The 18,758-nt window shown below is 61.1% G+C and carries 19 protein-coding genes; 12 read left to right on the plus strand and 7 right to left on the minus strand.

The genetic code is table 11. The features are described 5' to 3' along the window. The first annotated feature begins 169 nt into the window (after positions 1-169). The 4 genes from O9X91_RS19315 to O9X91_RS19330 are packed head-to-tail and all read left to right on the plus strand — an operon-like array spanning position 170 to position 4,099. Positions 170-1,180: an iron-siderophore ABC transporter substrate-binding protein gene (locus tag O9X91_RS19315; protein ID WP_142913873.1), complete on the plus strand. Its 1,011-nt coding sequence runs from the start codon at positions 170-172 to the stop codon at positions 1,178-1,180. Then, on the plus strand, positions 1,177-2,220 hold the full coding sequence (locus tag O9X91_RS19320; protein ID WP_142913872.1) for a FecCD family ABC transporter permease: 1,044 nt from the start codon (positions 1,177-1,179) through the stop codon (positions 2,218-2,220). The genes O9X91_RS19315 and O9X91_RS19320 overlap by 4 nt, the downstream gene beginning before the upstream one ends. Beyond that, entirely contained in the window at positions 2,217-3,257 is a 1,041-nt protein-coding gene (locus O9X91_RS19325) for a FecCD family ABC transporter permease (protein WP_142913871.1), read from the plus strand. Before O9X91_RS19320 ends, O9X91_RS19325 begins: the two co-directional genes overlap by 4 nt. Then, positions 3,254-4,099 carry an ABC transporter ATP-binding protein gene (locus tag O9X91_RS19330; protein WP_142913870.1) on the plus strand — a complete coding sequence of 282 codons (846 nt, stop codon included), beginning with the start codon at positions 3,254-3,256 and terminating at the stop codon, positions 4,097-4,099. The genes O9X91_RS19325 and O9X91_RS19330 overlap by 4 nt, the downstream gene beginning before the upstream one ends. Here the strand turns inward: O9X91_RS19330 and O9X91_RS19335 are convergent. The 3 genes from O9X91_RS19335 to O9X91_RS19345 all read right to left on the minus strand — a co-directional run bounded on the left by O9X91_RS19335 (position 4,069) and on the right by O9X91_RS19345 (position 5,688). Further along, positions 4,069-4,359, minus strand: a complete 291-nt coding sequence (locus tag O9X91_RS19335) for an addiction module antidote protein (RefSeq protein WP_003521755.1) — start codon at positions 4,357-4,359, stop codon at positions 4,069-4,071. The genes O9X91_RS19330 and O9X91_RS19335 overlap by 31 nt on opposite strands. After that, positions 4,352-4,654, minus strand: a complete 303-nt coding sequence (locus tag O9X91_RS19340; RefSeq protein ID WP_142913869.1) for a type II toxin-antitoxin system RelE/ParE family toxin — start codon at positions 4,652-4,654, stop codon at positions 4,352-4,354. The genes O9X91_RS19335 and O9X91_RS19340 overlap by 8 nt, the downstream gene beginning before the upstream one ends. 161 nt (positions 4,655-4,815) lie before the next feature. Continuing rightward, positions 4,816-5,688 (minus strand): helix-turn-helix domain-containing protein, encoded by an 873-nt coding sequence (locus O9X91_RS19345; protein ID WP_142913868.1) that lies wholly within the window; start codon positions 5,686-5,688, stop codon positions 4,816-4,818. Positions 5,689-5,821: 133 nt separating this feature from the next. Between O9X91_RS19345 and O9X91_RS19350 the strand changes: the two genes are divergently transcribed. From O9X91_RS19350 to O9X91_RS19375, 6 genes are all read left to right on the plus strand, one after another. Next, positions 5,822-7,036, plus strand: a complete 1,215-nt coding sequence (locus O9X91_RS19350; RefSeq protein ID WP_142913867.1) for an amino acid ABC transporter substrate-binding protein — start codon at positions 5,822-5,824, stop codon at positions 7,034-7,036. A 70-nt stretch (positions 7,037-7,106) separates the two neighbouring features. Continuing rightward, positions 7,107-7,979, plus strand: coding sequence for a branched-chain amino acid ABC transporter permease (locus O9X91_RS19355; protein ID WP_142913894.1), 873 nt, complete (start codon positions 7,107-7,109; stop codon positions 7,977-7,979). After that, positions 7,976-8,884 carry a branched-chain amino acid ABC transporter permease gene (locus O9X91_RS19360; RefSeq protein ID WP_142913866.1) on the plus strand — a complete coding sequence of 303 codons (909 nt, stop codon included), beginning with the start codon at positions 7,976-7,978 and terminating at the stop codon, positions 8,882-8,884. Before O9X91_RS19355 ends, O9X91_RS19360 begins: the two co-directional genes overlap by 4 nt. Continuing rightward, positions 8,881-9,609, plus strand: coding sequence for an ABC transporter ATP-binding protein (locus O9X91_RS19365; RefSeq protein WP_142913865.1), 729 nt, complete (start codon positions 8,881-8,883; stop codon positions 9,607-9,609). The genes O9X91_RS19360 and O9X91_RS19365 overlap by 4 nt, the downstream gene beginning before the upstream one ends. After that, positions 9,602-10,324 carry an ABC transporter ATP-binding protein gene (locus tag O9X91_RS19370; RefSeq protein WP_142913864.1) on the plus strand — a complete coding sequence of 241 codons (723 nt, stop codon included), beginning with the start codon at positions 9,602-9,604 and terminating at the stop codon, positions 10,322-10,324. The genes O9X91_RS19365 and O9X91_RS19370 overlap by 8 nt, the downstream gene beginning before the upstream one ends. A 16-nt stretch (positions 10,325-10,340) precedes the next feature. Continuing rightward, positions 10,341-11,792: an aldehyde dehydrogenase gene (locus O9X91_RS19375; protein ID WP_142913863.1), complete on the plus strand. Its 1,452-nt coding sequence runs from the start codon at positions 10,341-10,343 to the stop codon at positions 11,790-11,792. Positions 11,793-11,822: 30 nt separating this feature from the next. On the opposite strand, the gene O9X91_RS19380 is transcribed toward O9X91_RS19375, so the two are convergent. After that, positions 11,823-12,719 (minus strand): choline sulfate utilization transcriptional regulator, encoded by an 897-nt coding sequence (locus O9X91_RS19380; protein ID WP_269833900.1) that lies wholly within the window; start codon positions 12,717-12,719, stop codon positions 11,823-11,825. Between the two features lie 94 nt (positions 12,720-12,813). On the opposite strand from O9X91_RS19380, the gene O9X91_RS19385 reads away from it, so the two are divergent. Together O9X91_RS19385 and betC are read left to right on the plus strand one after the other, a co-directional pair. Next, on the plus strand, positions 12,814-13,767 hold the full coding sequence (locus tag O9X91_RS19385; RefSeq protein WP_149148149.1) for a choline ABC transporter substrate-binding protein: 954 nt from the start codon (positions 12,814-12,816) through the stop codon (positions 13,765-13,767). A 15-nt stretch (positions 13,768-13,782) separates the two neighbouring features. Further along, a complete protein-coding gene (betC, locus tag O9X91_RS19390) occupies positions 13,783-15,297 on the plus strand; it encodes a choline-sulfatase (RefSeq protein ID WP_269833899.1) in 1,515 nt (504 codons plus the stop codon). A gap of 15 nt (positions 15,298-15,312) precedes the next feature. Here betC and O9X91_RS19395 read toward each other — a convergent pair whose 3' ends face one another. The 3 genes from O9X91_RS19395 to argH are packed head-to-tail and all read right to left on the minus strand — an operon-like array spanning position 15,313 to position 18,754. After that, positions 15,313-16,203: a carbohydrate kinase family protein gene (locus tag O9X91_RS19395; protein ID WP_269833898.1), complete on the minus strand. Its 891-nt coding sequence runs from the start codon at positions 16,201-16,203 to the stop codon at positions 15,313-15,315. Continuing rightward, positions 16,200-17,240 carry an ABC transporter ATP-binding protein gene (locus tag O9X91_RS19400; protein ID WP_269833897.1) on the minus strand — a complete coding sequence of 347 codons (1,041 nt, stop codon included), beginning with the start codon at positions 17,238-17,240 and terminating at the stop codon, positions 16,200-16,202. Before O9X91_RS19400 ends, O9X91_RS19395 begins: the two co-directional genes overlap by 4 nt. After that, complete coding sequence (gene argH / locus O9X91_RS19405) at positions 17,240-18,754, minus strand: argininosuccinate lyase (protein ID WP_269833896.1); 1,515 nt, start codon at positions 18,752-18,754, stop codon at positions 17,240-17,242. Before argH ends, O9X91_RS19400 begins: the two co-directional genes overlap by 1 nt. Positions 18,755-18,758: the final 4 nt, after the last annotated feature.

An 18,758-nucleotide genomic window follows, 5' to 3' on the forward strand; every position in this document is an offset into this window, starting at 1 on the left:
AAGTGCCCAATAACTTGAGAAAGTTTGTCCGGTATTGTAACTTTTTGCGGTTTTGTACAAAACCCCGGAAATTTCACCGCTGTTGCGACGCCATTTCCTGCCTGGGCTTGACGGGGGCAATTGAAGCTGAGAGTTCAAGTCCACTTTTTGAACTTTTGAGAGCTCGCCAATGCTTTGCCCGTTCCGCTGCCTCGTGCCGGTATTTGTGCTTTTCCTGTCGATGATCGCGCCGCATATGGCCTCGGCGGAGGAGACAACCCGCTATCCCATCGTCATCAAACATGCGTTCGGAACGACCACGATTGCGAAGAAACCGCAGCGGGTAGCGACTGTCGCCTGGGCCAACCATGAGGTGCCGCTGGCCCTCGGCATCGTGCCTGTCGGCTTTGCGGCGGCCAATTTCGGCGATGATGACGGCGATGGCCTGCTGCCATGGGTGGCAAAGCGGCTCACCGAACTCGACGCGGCAAAGCCTGTTCTGTTCGACGAGGGTGACGGTATAGATTTCGAGGCCGTTGCGGCGACGCAGCCGGATGTTATCCTTGCCGCCTATTCAGGCCTCAGCCGGTCCGACTACGATACGCTGAGCCAGATCGCCCCAGTCGTCGCCTATCCCGTTTCTCCCTGGGCAACGGACTGGCGCGAGATGATCCGGCTGAACAGCGCCGGGCTTGGCATGGTTGCGGAAGGTGAGGCGCTCATCAAACGCATCGAGGGTGAGATTGCTGAGGTCGTTGCCGGCCATCCGCAGCTGAAGGGCAAGTCGGCCATGTTCGTCACCCATCTCGACGCCACCAATCTCAGCGTCGTCAATTTCTATACGGCCAATGATACCAGGGTGAAGTTTTTCGCCGATCTTGGGCTTGCCTCGCCGAAAAGCGTCTTGGAGGCGACGAAGCCGGGGCAATTCGCCGCTGGCGTCAGCGCCGAGCGTGTGGATGCCTTTGACGATGTCGATATCGTCGTGACCTATGGCAGTGAGCCGCTGCTGAATGCCATGCGGGCCGATCCGCTTCTCGCGCGCATGCCGGCCGTTGCCAATGATGCGATCGTCATGCTGGGCCGCGATCCGCTTGGCACCGCCTCCAACCCCACGCCGCTGTCGATTTCGTGGGTGTTGAAGGACTATGCCGATCTTCTGGCAAAGGCTGCCGACAAATCCTCCGGGAAATCGCAGTGACATTGTCCGGCCCCGGCAAAGTGACGGCCGCGCTGCTCGCCGGCCGCTCCAACCGCGTGCGAACGGCCTGGCTCGGTGCGGTGCTGGCGCTTCTCGCACTGCTTTGTGCGCTCTCCGTCGCCATCGGCACGCGTGAGGTCTCTTTTGCGGATATTGTTGGTGGGATCAGCGGCCGCGTCGAGACGGTTGCCGAGGCGGCCGTCGCGGTGCGCCTGCCGCGCACGCTGCTTGCCGTGCTTTCCGGGGCGGCACTCGGGCTGGCCGGGGCCATCATGCAGGGCGTCACCCGCAATCCGCTTGCCGATCCAGGCATTCTCGGTGTCAACATGGGGGCGTCGCTCGCCGTCGTCATCGGCATTGTCTGGTTCGGTATCGCCACGGCGCAGGCCTTCATCATGGTCGCGATTGCCGGGGCGGGGGGATCTGCGGTTTTCGTTTATGTCGTCGGTTCGCTCGGGCGAGGCGGGGCGACACCGCTGAAACTCGCACTTGCGGGCGCCGCCACCTCCGTCGCCTTTTCCTCGCTCGTCATTGCCGTCGTGCTGCCGCGTAGCGATATTGCCGGCGGCATCCGTTCCTGGCAGATCGGCGGCGTCGGTGGGGCGACTTTCGAGCGCATCGAGACCGTGCTGCCCTTTCTGGCCGCCGGCTTCATCATCAGCCTGCTTTCGGCGCGCAAGCTGAATTCTCTGGCGCTCGGAGACGAACTCGCCGCCGGGCTTGGCGAGAATGTTGCGGTGGCCCGAGCCGTAGCCTCCTTCGGTGCCATTCTGCTCTGCGGTGCGGCTACCGCCATTTGCGGGCCGATCGGTTTTGTCGGGCTGGTGGTGCCGCATCTCTGCCGCCTGCTCGTCGGGGTGGACAATCGCTGGCTTTTGCCGTTCTCGGCACTTGGCGGGGCGTGCCTGCTGCTTGCCGGCGATATTGTCGGGCGCATCGTGGCGCGGCCGTCGGAACTCGATGTTGGCATTGTCACCGCCCTTGTCGGCGCGCCTTTCTTCATCTGGATTGTCAGACGCCAGCGGGTGCGTGAATTGTGACCATATCCGCTCCCGTCATCGAAAATCTCGTCTTCAACCGCCATACACGTCAGCGCCGACGTCGCCTTGTCATCGCCGCCCTGTCGGTGATCCTGATTGCCGCTTTCGCAATTACGCTGATGCTCGGACAATCCTTCACGCCGCCCGGCGATGTCATTCGCGTTCTGTTGGGGGAGGATATTGCCGGCGTCACCTTCACCGTCGGGCAGCTGCGCCTGCCGCGCGCGCTGCTTTCGATTCTGGCAGGCCTGAGCTTCGGGCTTGGCGGCGTCGCCTTCCAGATCATGCTGCGCAACCCGCTCGCCAGCCCCGATATTATCGGCATCAGTTCCGGCGCAAGTGCGGCGGCCGTTTTCGCCATCGTCGTTTTGCAGATGAGCGGGCCGCTGATCTCGGTCTTCGCCGTCGCGACCGGTCTTGGCGTCGCGCTTCTCGTCTATCTCCTGTCCTTCCGCAACGGCGTGGCCGGAACGCGGCTGATCCTCGTCGGCATCGGCGTTTCAGCCATGCTGGAAAGCTTCATCGCCTATATACTCTCCGTTGCGCCGGCATGGACATTGCAGGAGGCAATGCGCTGGCTGACCGGAAGCGTCAATGGCGCGAAAATCACGCAACTGCTGCCGCTCCTCATCGCGCTCATCCTTTTCGGCGGCCTGCTCCTCAGCCGTGCGCGTGATCTGGAAGCGTTGAGACTGGGGGACGACGCTGCCGCAGCGCTTGGTGTAAGGGTAGGGCGAACGCGCATCATCGTCATCATTGCTGCCGTGGGCATGATCGCCTTTGCAACGGCGGTGTCGGGTCCCATCGCGTTTGTCGCATTCCTCTCCGGGCCGATTGCGGCGCGCATTGTCGGCAGCAACGGCTCGCTGCTCCTTCCTGCGGCGCTGATTGGGGCGGCGCTGGTGCTGGTGGGCGATTATTGCGGCCAGTTCCTGTTGCCGGGCCGTTACCCGGTCGGCGTCATTACTGGCGCGCTCGGTGCGCCCTATCTGATTTACCTGATCGTGCGGGTCAACCGCAGCGGAGGCTCGTTATGACCGGCCACTCCCTTTCCGTGAACGGCCTGTCGGCCGGCTACGGCGAAAACCTCATCATCGACGGGCTGGATCTCACCGTTCCGCGCGGGAAGATCACCGTCATCGTCGGCGCCAATGCCTGCGGCAAGTCCACCCTGCTGCGCAGCATGTCGCGGCTCATTGCGCCGCGCGCCGGTCAGGTTCTGCTCGATGGAAAATCGATTCATCGTCTTGCCTCCCGCGACCTCGCGCGGCGCATGGGCCTTTTGCCGCAATCGCCGATAGCGCCGGAGGGTATCGTGGTTGCCGATCTCGTCAGCCGTGGCCGGCACCCGCATCACGGCCTGTTCGCCCGCTGGTCGCGGCAGGACGACGAGGCGGTCGCCGCAGCCCTTGTCGCCACCGATACGGTGGAACTGGCCGAGCGGCCGGTGGACGAGCTTTCCGGCGGCCAGCGGCAACGTGTCTGGATCGCCATGGCGCTCGCCCAGCAGACAGACATATTGCTGCTGGATGAACCGACCACCTTCCTCGATATCAGCCATCAGGTCGAGGTGCTGGATCTTCTGACCGACCTCAACCACGCCCGCGAGACCACCATCATCATGGTGCTGCATGACCTCAATCTCGCAGCCCGTTATGCCGATCATCTCGTCGCCATGAGGGACGGGAAGCTGCATGTGTTCGGCACGCCGGAAGAGGTGCTGACGGAAGAGAATGTCCGTCACGTCTTCGGCATCGAAAGCCGGGTCATCGAAGATCCGACCTCGGGCAAGCCGATGATGCTGCCGATAGGGCGGCATCGAACGGTGGCGGGGGTGGCAGGCGCTGATCATGCCGCCTTGTGTTTGCTGGTGAGCTGAAAGCCCAGGGAGTTGAGGACGGCTATCGTCGTTTCCAACGTCGGATTCCCAGCCTCGCTGAGCGATTTGTAAAGATGCTCTCTGGCAAGTCCGGTTTCGCGTGCGACCTGCGTCATACCCTTTGCGCGCGCGATAACACCAAGCGCATTTGCTATGTATGCCGCGTCATTGGTTGCGAACGCATCCTCCAAAAACACCTCAATGGCTTCATCGCTCTTGAGGTGTTCGGCGGGATCGAAGTTCGTAAACTTCTCAATCATCGTCATCGCTCCATTGCGCCGCAATCTGCTGCGCGGCTTTTATGTCCTTCTCCTGCGTACTCTTGTCCCCGCCACAGAGGAGAACAATAACGACATCGCCCGACTTGACGAAATAGACCCGATAGCCCGGTCCGTAATGGATGCGCAATTCGCTGACGCCCTCGCCAACCGGAGCGACATCGCCTGCATGACCAAAGGAAAGTCTGTTCAGGCGGGACGTAATCAGAGCCTTGCCCCGTTCATCCTTTAACTTGCCAAACCATTTTCGAAATGTTGCAGATTGCTTTAGCTGCATTGTAATTCAAACTGTAATTTATAAGTTACAAAATGTGAAGTGAAAATATTGAAAACCGAAATCGGGTATGTGAAAGATGCTGCCAGTCAGGCAGCACAGGAAGGCGGCCGGACTGTAATGATAGCAATAGGCCAGGGACATTACATCCTTATGCCAAGCCATCACGGCCAGGCCGCATAAGATGGCGGCGGAACCTTCTGCATTCGCGTTGCCGTTCTCCTGAAACGGCCGGGAGACGTGCCCTCGTTGCGGGTGAAGAAGCGATTGAAGTAGCCGGGGTCCTGAAAGCCCAATCGGAATGCGATTTCAGCGACTTGCAGCGATGAGTTCACAAGAAGGTCGCGCGCTTCGGACAGCAGTTCCCGGTGAATATAGGCCTGCGGCGAAAGCCCCGTCGCCTTGCGCACCGCAAATCCCAGCCGTTCACGGTTGACGCCGAGTTGCCTCGCATAGTCTTCCACGCCCCATTGATCACGTTTGTGCTGGCTGACCAGCAGCACAAAACGCTCGGTGAGGCTGCCAGGCGTGGAGACGGCTGCGGCAATATCGGCGATGGCGTGCTGGCATATGCGAATGAGGGTGACGGAGAGGAGGCTGGTGATGATCGTGTCTGAACCGGTTGTCGCGCGGACATTTTCGCTGGCGATGGTCTCGAGATAACCCGCCAGTTCCTGCCGGTCCCTCTCCGCCGGCGTCTGCGTCAGAACACGTTGCAATATATTGCGAACAGCGCTTGCGCTCGTGCCGGTGGGCATCGCATGGGCAAGCCCGATTTCCGTCGTCTTAAGCAGCGATCCACGGCTTCCGGCATTCAGCCGTAGGCGGCCGTTAGGACCGATGGGCAGCCAGATCAGCCCCGGTGCCGGGACAGGCAGCGTCTTTTCACCCTGTATGATTTCCGCTTCCCCGGCGGACAGGAGAAGGAGATGGGCGCTATCCGATTCCAGCCGGAACTCGGATATGCGCAGCGTCGAGGCGAGGGTGCGCGCCGTGATCTCCACGCGATTGCCGGCGATCTGGCTGTGCAACGGCATTCGACCTCCAAAAGTACAATAATGCGCTACATTAGTGCATTTTATATGCGGCTGTCATTGCTAAACTTCGATCAGCGCAGGGGAAGCCTTGAGGAGAACGGCAACCCCGACAACGCGCTTTGGGAGGAACATCATGAATAATCTGAAGCGCAGAACGCTGTTCTGCCTGCTCTCCAGTGCTGCCCTGTCGGCGGTATTTTTCGGTCACGCCAATGCGCAGGACCGCACCTCGGTGAAGATCGGTTACGCCGTCTCAAAAAGCGGCGCCAACGCCACGGGCGCCGGCATCACCACCATTCCCAACTACAAATTATGGGTGAAAGAGGTCAACGATGCCGGCGGCCTCACCCTGCCGGATGGCAAGCGCCTGCCGGTGGAAGTGGTGGAATATGACGACCGCTCCTCGGCCGAGGATGCGGTGCGGTTCACCGAGCGTCTGGCCAGCCAAGACAAGGTCGATTTCATTCTGCCGCCCTGGGGAACGGGCTTCAATCTGGCCGTCGCTCCGCTCTACGACCGTTTCGGTTATCCGCAGCTTGCGGTGACGGGCGTCACCGACAAGGCGCCCGATTTCGCGGCACGCTGGAAAAAGAGCTTCTGGATGCTCGGCGGCGGCCATGACTATGCCAATGCACTGGCCGATGTTTTGAAAGCCGCACGCGATGCCGGCCAGATCAACGACAAGGTCGCGGTGATTTCCGTGGCTGACGGTTTCGGCATCGATCTCATCAAGGCCGCGCGGCCGGCGCTGAAGGAAGCGGGTTTCACGCTTGCTTACGACAAGACCTATCCGGTCGGCACCTCGGATTTCGCAGCACTTGTGAACGAGGCGGCGGCGAGCGGCGCGGACAGCTTCATTGCCTTTTCCTATCCGCCCGACAGTTTCGCGGTGACGAAACAGGCGCAGACCGCGCGATTCAACCCGAAGGTTCTTTATGTCGGTGTCGGCGGTGCTTTTCCGATCTTCCCGAAGGTCTCCGATGGCAAGCAGGAAGGCGTGATCAGCATCGGCGGCGTCGATGGCAGCAGCGACAAGATCGAGGATTATTTCAAGCGCCACGAAGCCTTCATCGGCGCCAAGCCGGACAGCTGGGCAAGCGCCATCACCTATGCGAGCCTCGAAATGCTGGCCCAGTCCATCCATCGCGTCGGCCTCGACAAGGCGGCAGTGGCAAATGAGCTTTCGACAGGAAGCTTCGAGACTGTGATCGGCCCGGTCAAGCTTGAAGACAACCAGCTTCGCGAGCTCTGGTGGGCGGGGCAATGGCAGGGTGACCGTTTCGTGGCGATTGCGCCGGCAGACCGCCCGGGGGCGGCGAAGCCGGTCATTCCGAAGCCGCAATGGTGAGCCTTTGCCGGGCGGGGCCGTAAACCCCGGCCGGCAGGCTTCGGCCATGTTCCATACTGGAGACATTCCCTTGTTTTTATCCACCCTCATCTTCGGTTTGATGCTGGGAGGGACCTATGCGCTGATCGCGCTTGGACTTTCGCTGCAATATGGCATCGCCCGCATCATGAACCTTGCCTATGGCGAAGTGCTGATTGCGGCTGCCTTCATCACCTTCGTGCTGTTTTCCGCCTATGGCCTGTCGCCGCTCTGGTCGCTTTTCATCATCGTTCCGCTCGGTTACGCCCTGTCTTTCGTCATCTACCGGGTCATGATGCGGCCGCTGGTGCGCCGTTCGGGCGCGTCCGGCCGTCTGGAAGTCGATTCCATTCTGGCGACCTTCGGGCTGCTCTTCGTTATCCAGGGCATCATGCTCGTGGCGTTCGGCGGCAACTACCATTCCTATTCCTATCTCTCCGATGGCGTCGACGTCTTCGGCACGACAGTGGCGCTGAACCGGCTCTTGTCCTTCGGCCTGTCGATCGCAATCGGTGGCGGGCTATATCTGACGCTCACCCACAGCCGCTGGGGCCTCAACCTGCGGGCGGTCGCGCTGGCGCCCAAATCCGCGCCGCTGGTCGGCATCGATGTGAACCGCGTGGCCTCGATCGGTTTTGCGCTTGGCGGCGCACTCGCCGTGGCAGGCGGGGTGATGATCTCTATGTATCAGACTTTTTCCGCCTCCTATGGCGTTGTCTTCACCATGAAGGCGCTTGTCGTCGTCATCATGGGCGGTGTTGGCAATCTGCTCGGCGCGCTGGTTGCCGGCCTGCTGCTTGGCCTCGTGGAGACCTTCGTACTCGTTTACGTTGATCCCGGCCTCACGCTTGCCGCCACCTATCTGCTTTTCCTTGTGGTGCTGCTCTGGCGTCCGGAAGGCATTTTCGCAAGGAGGGGCAAATGATCCCGCTTCTCATCGGCCTTGCCGCAGCCGCGCTGCTGGCGCTTTCGCCCTTCTTTTTCGATGCCTATGGTGTGGGCGTCGTCATCGGCCTTCTCGGTTATGCGACGCTTGCCTCCGCCTGGGCGATGTTCTCCGGTCCGACGCGGTATATTTCGCTCGCCACCGTCGCGTTCTTCGGTGTCGGGGCCTATACGGTTGCGGTGCTGAGCGAAGTCTTACCATGGCCGCTCGTCCTCCTGAGTGCGGCCCTTGTCGGCGCGTCGCTGGCGCTCGTCGTCGGGCTGTCCACACTGCGCGTCGCCGGCATTTATTTCGTGATCTTTTCCTTCGGTCTTGCCGAACTCATCCGCCAGCTCATCACCTGGTACGAGGTGAATGTGACCGGCACGCTCGGCCGCTATATCTTCCTGCCGCTGGAGCCGCAGCATGTGCTCTGGCAATTGCTGGCGTTGGCTGTCATTACCCTCCTGCTGTCGACGCTCATCGACCGCAGCAAGCTCGGACTGGCGCTGAAGGCAATCGGCGACGACGAGGTTGTGGCCGCCCATGCCGGCATTAATCTCGCACGCACCAAGCTGACGCTTTTCGTGCTGTCGGCCACGATCATCACGCTTGTCGGTGCCATTCAGGCCCCGCGCTGGGTCTATATCGAGCCGGCCATCGTCTTCAATCCGCAGGTCTCGTTCCTCACCGTCATCATGGCACTGCTTGGTGGTGCCACACGACGCTGGGGACCGATCCTCGGTGCGGTGCCGCTTTTCCTGCTGTTCGAGTGGCTGGGTGCCAACTTCCCCAATCATTTTTCCATCATTCTCGGCGCTCTCTTCATCCTCATCGTGTTCGTGCTGCCGGATGGCGTGCTCGCGGCGCTCGAGAAGTTGCGCAAAAAGGAGAAAGCCGCATGAGCGCCGTTCTCGAAATCACCGATATCCGCAAGACCTTCGGCGGGCTGAAGGCGGTGGATGGCCTTGGTCTTACCATCGAGGCCGGCGAAGTCGTCGGGCTGCTTGGGCCGAACGGTTCCGGCAAGACGACGCTGATGAATCTCATCTCCGGGGCGTTGAAGCCGACCGAAGGGTCGATCCGGCTCAAAGGGCAGGAGATTGCGGGCAGACGGCCGGATGTGATTGCGCGCGCCGGCGTGGCGCGCACCTTCCAGCTCGTGCGGCTTTTGCCTTCGCTTTCCCTACTCGAAAACGTTGCCGTATCGGCCATGTTCGGCCCGCAACGGCTTCCGCGTCCCGAGGCGGAGAAGGTTGCGCGCGCCTGCCTTGAAAGGATTGGTCTTGCCGGGCGGGAGACGATGCCGGCTGGCGATCTCACCTATATTGACCAGAAACGCCTTGAACTGGCGCGTGCGCTGGCGGGTGAACCGAAGCTTCTGTTGCTGGATGAATGGCTCGCGGGCCTCAATCCCACCGAACTTCAGGAGGGAATAGCGCTGATCCGGCGGCTGGCATCGGAGGGTACGACGATCTTGCTGGTGGAACATATCATGGCCGCCGTGCGCGCCCTTTGCTCGCGCTCGGTGGTCATGGCGGCCGGTCGCAAGATTGCCGACGGGCCGACGGCGAGGGTGCTTGACGATCCGCACGTCATTTCCGCCTATCTGGGAGCGGCACATGCTTGAAATAGACGCACTGACAATCCGCTACGGCAAACATCTCGCGGTTGACGGCATATCGCTCAATGTCGCCAAGGGCGAAACGGTGGTGCTGCTCGGTGCCAATGGAGCCGGCAAGTCGTCACTGCTGAAGGCGGTCGGCGGCATGGTTGCGGCAGCCGCCGGCGACGTGCGCGTCAATGGCGAGTCGCTTGCCGAGGTTCCCGCCCATCAGATCGTGGAGCGGGGTGTGGCGCTGGTGCCGGAGGGGCGCGGAATTTTCGCGGCGTTGACGGTGGAAGACAATCTCCGTCTCGGAGCCAATCCGCGCCATGCCCGTTCAGCGGAAAAGACGACAAGAGAGCATATTTTTTCGCTGTTTCCGCGGCTTGCGGAGCGGCGGCAGCAGCTTGCCGGCACCATGTCCGGCGGCGAGCAGCAGATGGTCGCCATCGGCCGCGCGTTGATGTCGGCACCAGATTATCTGCTGCTGGATGAACCGAGCCTTGGTCTTGCGCCCATCGTTACACAGGAACTTTTTACCGCTTTGGCGGAGATCAAGAAAAGCGGCCTTTCCATTCTGCTCGTAGAGCAGAATGTGCGCGAAAGCCTCGCGCTTGCCGATCGCGGTTATTTGCTGGAAGCAGGACGGATTGTCGGGGCAGGCACGGCTGAAGCCCTGTCCGCCGATCCCGCCGTGCAACGGGCGTTTCTTGGCGGCACCACCGCCGCCATTGTCTGAATTCAGGAGGAAGATCATGCAGACTGTCAATCTTTTCATCGGTGGCGACCATTGCCCGGCCACAAGCGGCAAACGCTTCGAACGCAGCAACCCCATTACCGGCGACGTGGCGACGAGTGCTGCGGCGGCAACAGTGGAGGACGCTACCCGTGCGGCCGATGCCGCGGCGGCCGCTTTCCCGGTCTGGTCGGCAACGCCGCCCGGTGAACGCCGTCGCCTGCTTCTGGCCGCTGCGCAGGCGCTTCTGGCCGCAGGGCCCGATATTACCCAGGCGATGAAGGAAGAGATCGGCGCAACCGACGCCTGGGCCGGTTTCAACGTCAAACTGGCAAGCGATATGCTGGTGGAGGCCGCAAGCCTGACCACCCAGATCAAGGGCGAGATCATTCCGTCCAACCGTCCGGGAACCATGGCGATGGCGCTGCGCCAGCCGGCGGGCGTTGTGCTGTCCATCGCGCCGTGGAACGCGCCGGTTATTCTCGGCGTGCGCTCCATCGCCACGCCGCTTGCCTGCGGCAATACGGTGGTGATGAAGACCTCGGAACTCTGCCCACGCACCCATGCGCTGATCATTGAGGCGGTCGCTTCCGCCGGTCTGCCCAAGGGCGTGCTCAACGCCGTCTCCAACGCGCCGGAAGATGCCGCAAAGATCGTCGATACGCTGATCGCACACCCCGCCGTCAGACGCGTGAATTTCACCGGCTCGACCCGTGTCGGCCGGATGATTGCCGAAACGGCCGGCCGTTATCTGAAACCCGCGCTGCTGGAGCTTGGCGGCAAGGCGCCGTTCATTGTGCTTGACGATGCAGATATCGACGCAGCTGTCGCGGCTGCGGCTTTCGGCGCATACATGAACCAGGGCCAGATCTGCATGTCGACGGAACGCATCATCGTGCTCGACAGCGTCGCCGATGCGTTTGTGGAGGCCTTCGCCAAAAAAGCGTCGAGCCTCACGGCTGGCGACCCGCGTGAGGGCAAAACACCGCTCGGCTCGCTGGTCAGCGCCGAAGCAACCTCGCGCATTCGGGCGCTGGTGGATGACGCCGTCTCCAAGGGTGCACGGCAGGTCGCCGGTGGCGGCGGCAACGGCACGATGCTGGATGCGATTGCCGTCGATGGCGTCACCCCCGCCATGCGGCTCTATTCGGAGGAAAGTTTCGGTCCGGTCGTTTCCATCATCAGAGCCGGCAGCATCGATGAGGCGGTAAGCATTGCCAATGAAACCGAGTTCGGCCTCTCCGCTGCGATTTTCGGTAGGGATCAGGCACGGGCGCTGACCATTGCCGCCCGTATAGAAAGCGGCATATGCCACATCAACGGTCCAACCGTTCACGATGAAGCGCAGATGCCCTTCGGCGGGGTTAAGGCCTCCGGCTACGGCCGCTTCGGCGGCACGGCGGGCATTGCGGAATTCACAGAGCTACGCTGGGTCACGATGCAGGACGGACCGCTGCATTATCCGATCTGAACAGGAAACGGTACAAGCTGGCGGGCGGCGTTACCGCCGCTCGTCGATCAGCCAGCCGGTGAGTTTTCTCACCGCGCTGTCGCTGCTTTTCGGTCGCATCAGCCAGTAGCCGCGCCCCGGTGCATCGAGGCTTGGGCCTGCCGTCACCAGCACGCCGGCCTGAAGCAACGGATCGACCAGTCCGGCCCAGCCGAGCGCGAAACCCTGCTCGCCAATGGTTGCCTGCACCACCATGGTGTAATTGTTGAAGCTGATGTCGCCGCCATCGTGGTCGGCCGGTCTCTGCACGCCGAAATGCTTGAAGTAGGAAGGCCAGTCGAACCAGTGCGCTTGCGAGGTGTTTTCGAGGTGAATGAGCTTCCGTCGCGAAAAATCCGCAACGGTTGCGGGTGCCGGTGTCTCGGTCAGCAGGGCAGGCGAGCAGACCGGCGTGACCTTTTCCGAAAGCAGCAGCACCGCGCCGTCGCCGGCCTCCTGCCGCGTGCCGAAAATGATCATCACGTCGCTATCGTGCTTGCCCTGGCCCAGCGGATCCTGCGTGGCGACGATCTGGATATTGATATCCGGATTGAGCGTTCGAAAGCCATGCATGCGCGGGATGAGCCATAAGGAAGAAAAGGCATAGTCCGTGTGCAGGCGGATCGTCTGCCGTTCCTCCGTCCGGCGAAGCTGTTGTGCGAGAAGGTCGATGGCGTCGACATTGCGTGAAACAATCTCGAACAGTTTTTGTCCCTCGGCCGTCAGTTCGATGCCACGATGTCTGCGCCGGATGAGGATTACGCCCAACTCATCCTCAAGCTTGCGGATCTGATAGCTGACGGCTGGCTGCGTCAGCCGCAGGGATGCCGCCGCCGCCGTCAGGCTGCCGCGGCGGGCAACCTCGGTGAAAATGCGCATCCATCCCAGATCGAGCGGCCGGTCTGACATTAAAATTCCTTATATCAACCATCGAAAAATACCCGCTTCACAGGCAAAAGCAACGTGGTGTTCAATAAACTGGATTGATAAAAGGGGAGCCGCAATGAAAACCATTTCTCATCTGCATCGCATCGCCGCCGGTCTCATTCTGTCGGTGGCAGCCTTCTCCACCCCGCTTCAGGCGGCCGATGACGCGGCCTGCAAGACCATCCGCCTCAGCGATCCCGGCTGGACCGACATCACCGCCACCAATGGTGTCGCGTCCGTGCTGCTGGATGCCTTGGGTTATGAAGCCGACGTCAAGACGCTGTCAGTGCCGATCGGCTATCAGGCGATGAAGAACGGTGAAATCGACGTTTTTCTCGGCAACTGGATGCCGGCGCAGAAATCCTTCGTAGATGATCTTGATGCCGCCAAGGCGGCCGAGGTGATGACGAAGAACCTCGAAGGCGCCAAGTTCACGCTGGCGGTGCCGGCCTATATGGCGGAAAAGGGCGTGAAGGATTTCGCCGATCTCGCCAAACACGCCGATGAGTTCGAAAGCAAGATTTACGGCATCGAGCCGGGCGCGCCGGCCAACCAGAATATCCAGAAGATCATCGACGCCAATGATTTCGGCCTGAAAGGATGGCAGCTCGTCGAATCCGGCGAACAGGCCATGCTGGCGCAGGTGGAACGGGCAGGCAGGGACAAGAAGGCCGTGGTCTTCCTTGCCTGGGCGCCGCATCCGATGAATGAGAAGATCGATATCGCCTATCTCTCTGGCGGTGACGCCTATTTCGGCCCGAATTTCGGCGGCGCGGAAGTCTACACGCTCGCCCGCACCGGCTGGCCGCAGCAATGCCCGAATGCGGCGACGCTGTTCAAGAACCTCAAATTCGATATTGGCATGGAAAACAGCCTGATGGGTTCCATCCTCGGCGGCGAAGATTCCAAGGCCGCGGCGACGGCCTGGCTGAAGGCCAATCCCAAATCGCTGGATGGCTGGCTGCAGGGTGTCACCACGCTGGATGGCAAGCCGGGTGCGGACGCCGTCAAAGGCAAGCTTGGCCTCTAAAATCGGAAAGTGGAAATGCCGCGTCCCAATATTCTGATCCTGATGGCCGACCAATTCAACGGGACGTTTTTTCCCGATGGCCCGGCCGATTTTCTCCACGCACCACATCTCAAAACATTGGCGAAGCGCTCTGTGCGCTTCGCCAATACCTATACGGCAAGTCCGCTCTGCGCGCCGGCGCGCGCCTCCTTCATGTCCGGGCAGTTGCCAAGCCGGACACGGGTCTATGACAATGCCGCCGAATTCGCTTCCGATATTCCGACCTATGCGCATCACCTGCGGGCGGCGGGTTACTACACCGGTCTTTCGGGAAAGATGCATTTCGTCGGCCCGGACCAGCTGCATGGCTTCGAGGAGCGCCTGACGACGGATATCTATCCGGCTGATTTCGGCTGGACGCCTGATTATACCAAGCCGGGCGAGCGGATCGACTGGTGGTATCACAATCTCGGTTCGGTGACCGGCGCTGGTGTCGCGGAAATCACTAACCAGATGGAATATGATGACGAGGTGGCCTACAACGCCACCCGCAAGCTTTACGACCTGTCGCGCCGGCTCGATGAGCGGCCGTGGTGCCTGACTGTCAGCTTCACCCATCCGCACGATCCCTATGTGGCGCGGCGCAAGTTCTGGGATCTATACGAGGACTGCCCGGCGCTCGATCCGCAGTCGCAGGCGATTGCCTTCGAGGAACAGGACCCGCATTCGAAGCGGCTGCTGGAGGCCTGCGATCATGGGGCATTCGAGATCACAGGCGAGAAGATACGCCGGGCACGGCGCGGTTATTTCGCCAATATCTCCTATATCGACGAAAAGATCGGCGAAATCCTCGACGTGTTGAAAGCGACACGGATGGAGGAAGACACCATCATTCTCTTCCTGTCGGACCATGGCGATATGCTGGGCGAGCGTGGCCTGTGGTTCAAGATGTGTTTCTTCGAAGGCTCCGCTCGTGTACCGCTGATGTTGGCCGCACCCGGCTGGCAGCCGGCTTTGATCGACACGCCGGTCTCGACACTCGATGTCACGCCGACGCTGTGCGGGCTGGCGGGTCTCGATATCACTTCGCTCAAACGCTGGACGGATGGCGAGGATCTGGCGGCGCTTGCCAAGGGAACCGGCGGGCGTGGCCCGGTGCCGATGGAATATGCCGCCGAAGGCTCGATAGCACCGCTCGTTGCCCTTCGCGATGGGCGCTACAAGCTGTCGGTTTGCGAAGCCGATCCGCCGCTGCTTTACGATCTTGAGGCTGATCCGGAAGAGCGCACGAACCTTGCCGGCGATCCGGCTTTCACCGATGTGCTTTCATCGCTTTCCGCCGAGATTGGTCGGCGCTGGCAATTGCCGGTCTTCGACGCTGCCGTTCGCGAAAGTCAGGCGCGGCGCTGGGTGGTCTACAAGGCATTGCGCAACGGGGCTTATTATCCATGGGATTACCAGCCCCTGCAGAAAGCCTCGGAACGCTACATGCGCAACCACATGGACCTCAACGTGCTGGAGGAAAACCAGCGTTTCCCGCGGGGAGAGTGAAACAGGCGGGATGCCTCAAGCGGCGGCGGCCCTTGGTGCGCCGCCTGCCGCCTGCACGGCAAGGCTGCCCGCAGCGACCCCGGCTTTGAGGCATCGCTGTTCGTCCTGTCCCTCAAGCCACGCATCGAGAAAACCGGCATTAAAGGCGTCGCCTGCGCCGGTCGTATCTACAACCGGGACTTTCTGGGCCGCTACATGCCGCAGCCCCCTCTGAGAGGAAACCCACGCCCCCTGCGCGCCACCTTTCAAAGCCACGACGGGAAACGCCTCTGATAAAGCGCGGATCGCGATTTCCGGGTCAGAATGACCAGTGATTGCTTCGGCCTCTTCGAGATTCGGCAAAAAAACGTCGACGCCGGCACAGGCCTGGAGCAGGCCCTTGTCATAGATCAGCGAAGCATCCCAGCTTGGGTCGAGCGAAACGGACAATCCGCTTGCCTTGGCGCGGGAGACCAGATCGGGCATCTCATGCAGAGTGGCGAATTCGGCGATGTGCAGATGCCGGGCGTTTTCCCACGCAAAGGCGGCATCCAGCGTCGAAGGCTGGGCGGCACCGGCGCGTCGCGTCAAAAATGCCCGGTCCTGACCAACCACTGTCGCCACCGTGACTTGCGGTCCGGCATCTGCTGAATGTTCCAAAAACTGCAGGTCGACGCCGCTTCGCGCCATTTTCTCACCGATATCTCGCGAAAATGTGTCGGTGCCGAGCCTTGCCAGCAGCGCAACGGGTCGGCCGATATGGGCGAAATGCGCGGCGGCAATGAAAGCTCCGCCGCCGGCGGCAATTTCCATGTCGCGGGCAAACAGTTCCCGGCCGAGCACCGGCAATTCGTCAAGCCCGGTGAAAATGAGGTCGCAATAGATCCGGCCGACGCTGATGACGGCAGTTTTTTCCGTTGTCATCATGCGCGGCCCAGAAGCTTTTCCGTCTTGGCGTCGAAAAGATAAAGCGAACCTCGCTCCGCCTGGCATTGCAGCCGGCTGCCGACGGCCGGAATGGTTTTGCTTCGCGCAGTGGCGATCACCGAACTGGTGTCGGTGTCCAGATGAACAAGCGTCTCCGGCCCGAGCGGCTCGACCGCCGTTACCGTTCCCTCAAGCGTGAACGTTGCCTGAGCAGCACCGTTCTCGCCGACCAGAAGATCATGCGGCCTGACGCCGATCAGAAGGTCTCCCGTGGCCGAGGGCGCAACGCTGTCGCCGGCGCTGGTTCCGCGCAGGAGGTTCATCGAGGGGCTGCCTATGAAGCGTGCGGTAAAGATGTCGACGGGTGTTTCGTAAAGTTCCGTCGGCGTGCCGACCTGCAATATATGGCCGTCCTTCATCACCACGATACGATCCGCCATGGTCATGGCTTCCACCTGATCATGGGTGACGTAGACGGTTGTCGTCTTAAGACGTTGGTGCAAGCGTTTGATTTCAATGCGCATCTGCGATCTCAACTGCGCGTCTAGATTGGAGAGTGGCTCATCGAAAAGAAAGGCAGCAGGATCGCGCACCATGGCGCGGCCGATGGCGACGCGCTGCCGCTGACCGCCCGACAAAGCGGCAGGACGGCGGTCGAGCAGGGCCTCAAGCCCCAGCACCCGGCCGGCCTCTTCGATGCGGCGGTTCTTTTCCGCCCTGTCGAGCTTTGAGGTATAAAGTCCGAAACCGATATTCTGGCGAACCGTCATATGCGGGTAGATCGCATAATTCTGAAAGACCATGGCGATGTTGCGCTGCTTCGGTTCTTTCTCGTTGACGACGTTTCCGCCGATTTTCAGCGTGCCGTCGGAAATTTCCTCCAGACCCGCGATCATTCTAAGGGTGGTGGATTTTCCGCAGCCGGAGGGGCCGACAAAAACGACGAACTCGCCGTCTTCAATGGCAAGGTCTATGCCCTTGACTGCTTCGACCTTGCCGTAGCGCTTCACGAGTTGATTGAGTTCGATTGTCGCCATTATCGCGCTCCCGTCAGGGCGGTGAATTTCTTTGCCAGTTCGGCGGCTTTCGCCGCTTCGTGATCGGCGAAACGCCGTGCTTCCGCCGCAAAAGCGCCGAGCCTGTCGCGGTATGCCGCAATCGCTTCCCGCATGGGTTCAGGCGCCGGGCCGCCGAAGCGGCTGCGCACGGCGACAAAGTGTTCCGGCGAGACGATCTGCTTGAATTTTTCCTCGTCGATGCCGGTATCGCGTCCTGCCAGTTCCCGAAACGCCTTTAGGAACGGCTGGTAACCCTCATTCGGCAGATCGCCCTTCAGCGCGACGACGCTCTTGGCAACAGTCGCGGCAATTTCGTGCGCCTGACGGAATGACAGGTCTTCGATGCGGACAAGTGAATCCGCCAGTTCGGTGATGGTGATGCAGGAGCGGCGAATATTCTGGTCGACCCTTTCAGGATCGATGCTGATCTGGCCAACGAGGCTGGCGAGAAGATCGAGTACCCGGCTGGCAGAAGTGAAGGCTTCATAACCCATACCCTGCGTCTCGCCCTCGCTGTCATTCATGTCGGTGAAGGGCGTGTTGTGCATTACATCCAGCACCGTGCGTGCCCGGCCGAATGTCTGGCTGGCGAGGTGGCGCAGATGTTCGATCGGCACCGGGTTGCGTTTCTGCGGCATGATCGAGGAAATCTGCACCAGCGAATTCGGTACATAGATCTGGCCGACCTCAAAACTCGTCCAGAACTGGAAATCCTGAATAAGCCGGCCGAGATGCAGGAACATCAGTTCGATGGCGCCATAGGTCGCTGTTGTATAATCCACGGCGGCGATGCAGGAATAGGAATTGCGTAAGGGTGCGGCAAACCCCAGCAATTCGGCAACCCGCGCCCGGTCGATGGGAAAGCCCGAGGTGGTGATGGCGGCGGCGCCCATCGGCGACAGATCGACGATGCGTCGCGCTTCGGCAAAACGCTCGATATCCCGGATCAGCACTTCGATGGCGGCGGAAAGGTAGTGGCCGAAGGTGGTGGGCTGGGCCGGCTGACCATGCGTATAGGCTACGATCAGGGTGGATTGATTGCGCTCGGCGGCATCGATCAGCGCTTTTAAGAGAACGCGCGCCTTGGCGGTGAGCGTGTCGATCTTGTCCTTGAGGCCGATCTTGAACAGCGTGTGATCGATATCGTTGCGTGAACGCGCCGTGTGAAGGCGGCCGGCTACATCGACGCCGATGCGGGCTTTCAGTTCCTTCTCGATCAGGAAGAAGAAATCCTCGACTTCGCCGGTATAGACCAGCTCCGATGGCTCGATGGTCCTGTCGATGTCGTCGAGCGCGCCGGCGATCTTCGCCGCTGTTTCGGCATCGAGAATGCCGGTTTCGCGCAGCATGACCAGATGGGCGCGGTCGATGCGGCGGAAGCCGTCGACATGGTGGTTCTTGGCGCCGTCGAACAGCGGGCGCAGCACGGTTTCCTTGTAGACAGGGTCGGGAAACTTGCTGGTGTCGGACAGGCGCGGGTTCATATCGGCCATGATA

The organism is Agrobacterium salinitolerans, from assembly GCF_027498475.1.
Taxonomy (GTDB): domain Bacteria; phylum Pseudomonadota; class Alphaproteobacteria; order Rhizobiales; family Rhizobiaceae; genus Agrobacterium; species Agrobacterium salinitolerans.

Coding starts and splice junctions, on each gene's coding strand:
- O9X91_RS19350 (WP_142913867.1), top strand. CDS start 5,822: ATGAATAATCTGAAGCGCAGAACGCTGTTCTGCCTGCTCTCCAGTGCT.
- O9X91_RS19345 (WP_142913868.1), bottom strand. CDS start 5,688: ATGCCGTTGCACAGCCAGATCGCCGGCAATCGCGTGGAGATCACGGCG.
- O9X91_RS19360 (WP_142913866.1), top strand. CDS start 7,976: ATGATCCCGCTTCTCATCGGCCTTGCCGCAGCCGCGCTGCTGGCGCTT.
- O9X91_RS19375 (WP_142913863.1), top strand. CDS start 10,341: ATGCAGACTGTCAATCTTTTCATCGGTGGCGACCATTGCCCGGCCACA.
- O9X91_RS19370 (WP_142913864.1), top strand. CDS start 9,602: ATGCTTGAAATAGACGCACTGACAATCCGCTACGGCAAACATCTCGCG.
- O9X91_RS19335 (WP_003521755.1), bottom strand. CDS start 4,359: ATGATTGAGAAGTTTACGAACTTCGATCCCGCCGAACACCTCAAGAGC.
- O9X91_RS19385 (WP_149148149.1), top strand. CDS start 12,814: ATGAAAACCATTTCTCATCTGCATCGCATCGCCGCCGGTCTCATTCTG.
- argH (WP_269833896.1), bottom strand. CDS start 18,754: ATGGCCGATATGAACCCGCGCCTGTCCGACACCAGCAAGTTTCCCGAC.
- O9X91_RS19330 (WP_142913870.1), top strand. CDS start 3,254: ATGACCGGCCACTCCCTTTCCGTGAACGGCCTGTCGGCCGGCTACGGC.
- O9X91_RS19395 (WP_269833898.1), bottom strand. CDS start 16,203: ATGATGACAACGGAAAAAACTGCCGTCATCAGCGTCGGCCGGATCTAT.
- O9X91_RS19380 (WP_269833900.1), bottom strand. CDS start 12,719: ATGTCAGACCGGCCGCTCGATCTGGGATGGATGCGCATTTTCACCGAG.
- O9X91_RS19365 (WP_142913865.1), top strand. CDS start 8,881: ATGAGCGCCGTTCTCGAAATCACCGATATCCGCAAGACCTTCGGCGGG.
- O9X91_RS19400 (WP_269833897.1), bottom strand. CDS start 17,240: ATGGCGACAATCGAACTCAATCAACTCGTGAAGCGCTACGGCAAGGTC.
- O9X91_RS19315 (WP_142913873.1), top strand. CDS start 170: ATGCTTTGCCCGTTCCGCTGCCTCGTGCCGGTATTTGTGCTTTTCCTG.
- O9X91_RS19340 (WP_142913869.1), bottom strand. CDS start 4,654: ATGCAGCTAAAGCAATCTGCAACATTTCGAAAATGGTTTGGCAAGTTA.
- betC (WP_269833899.1), top strand. CDS start 13,783: ATGCCGCGTCCCAATATTCTGATCCTGATGGCCGACCAATTCAACGGG.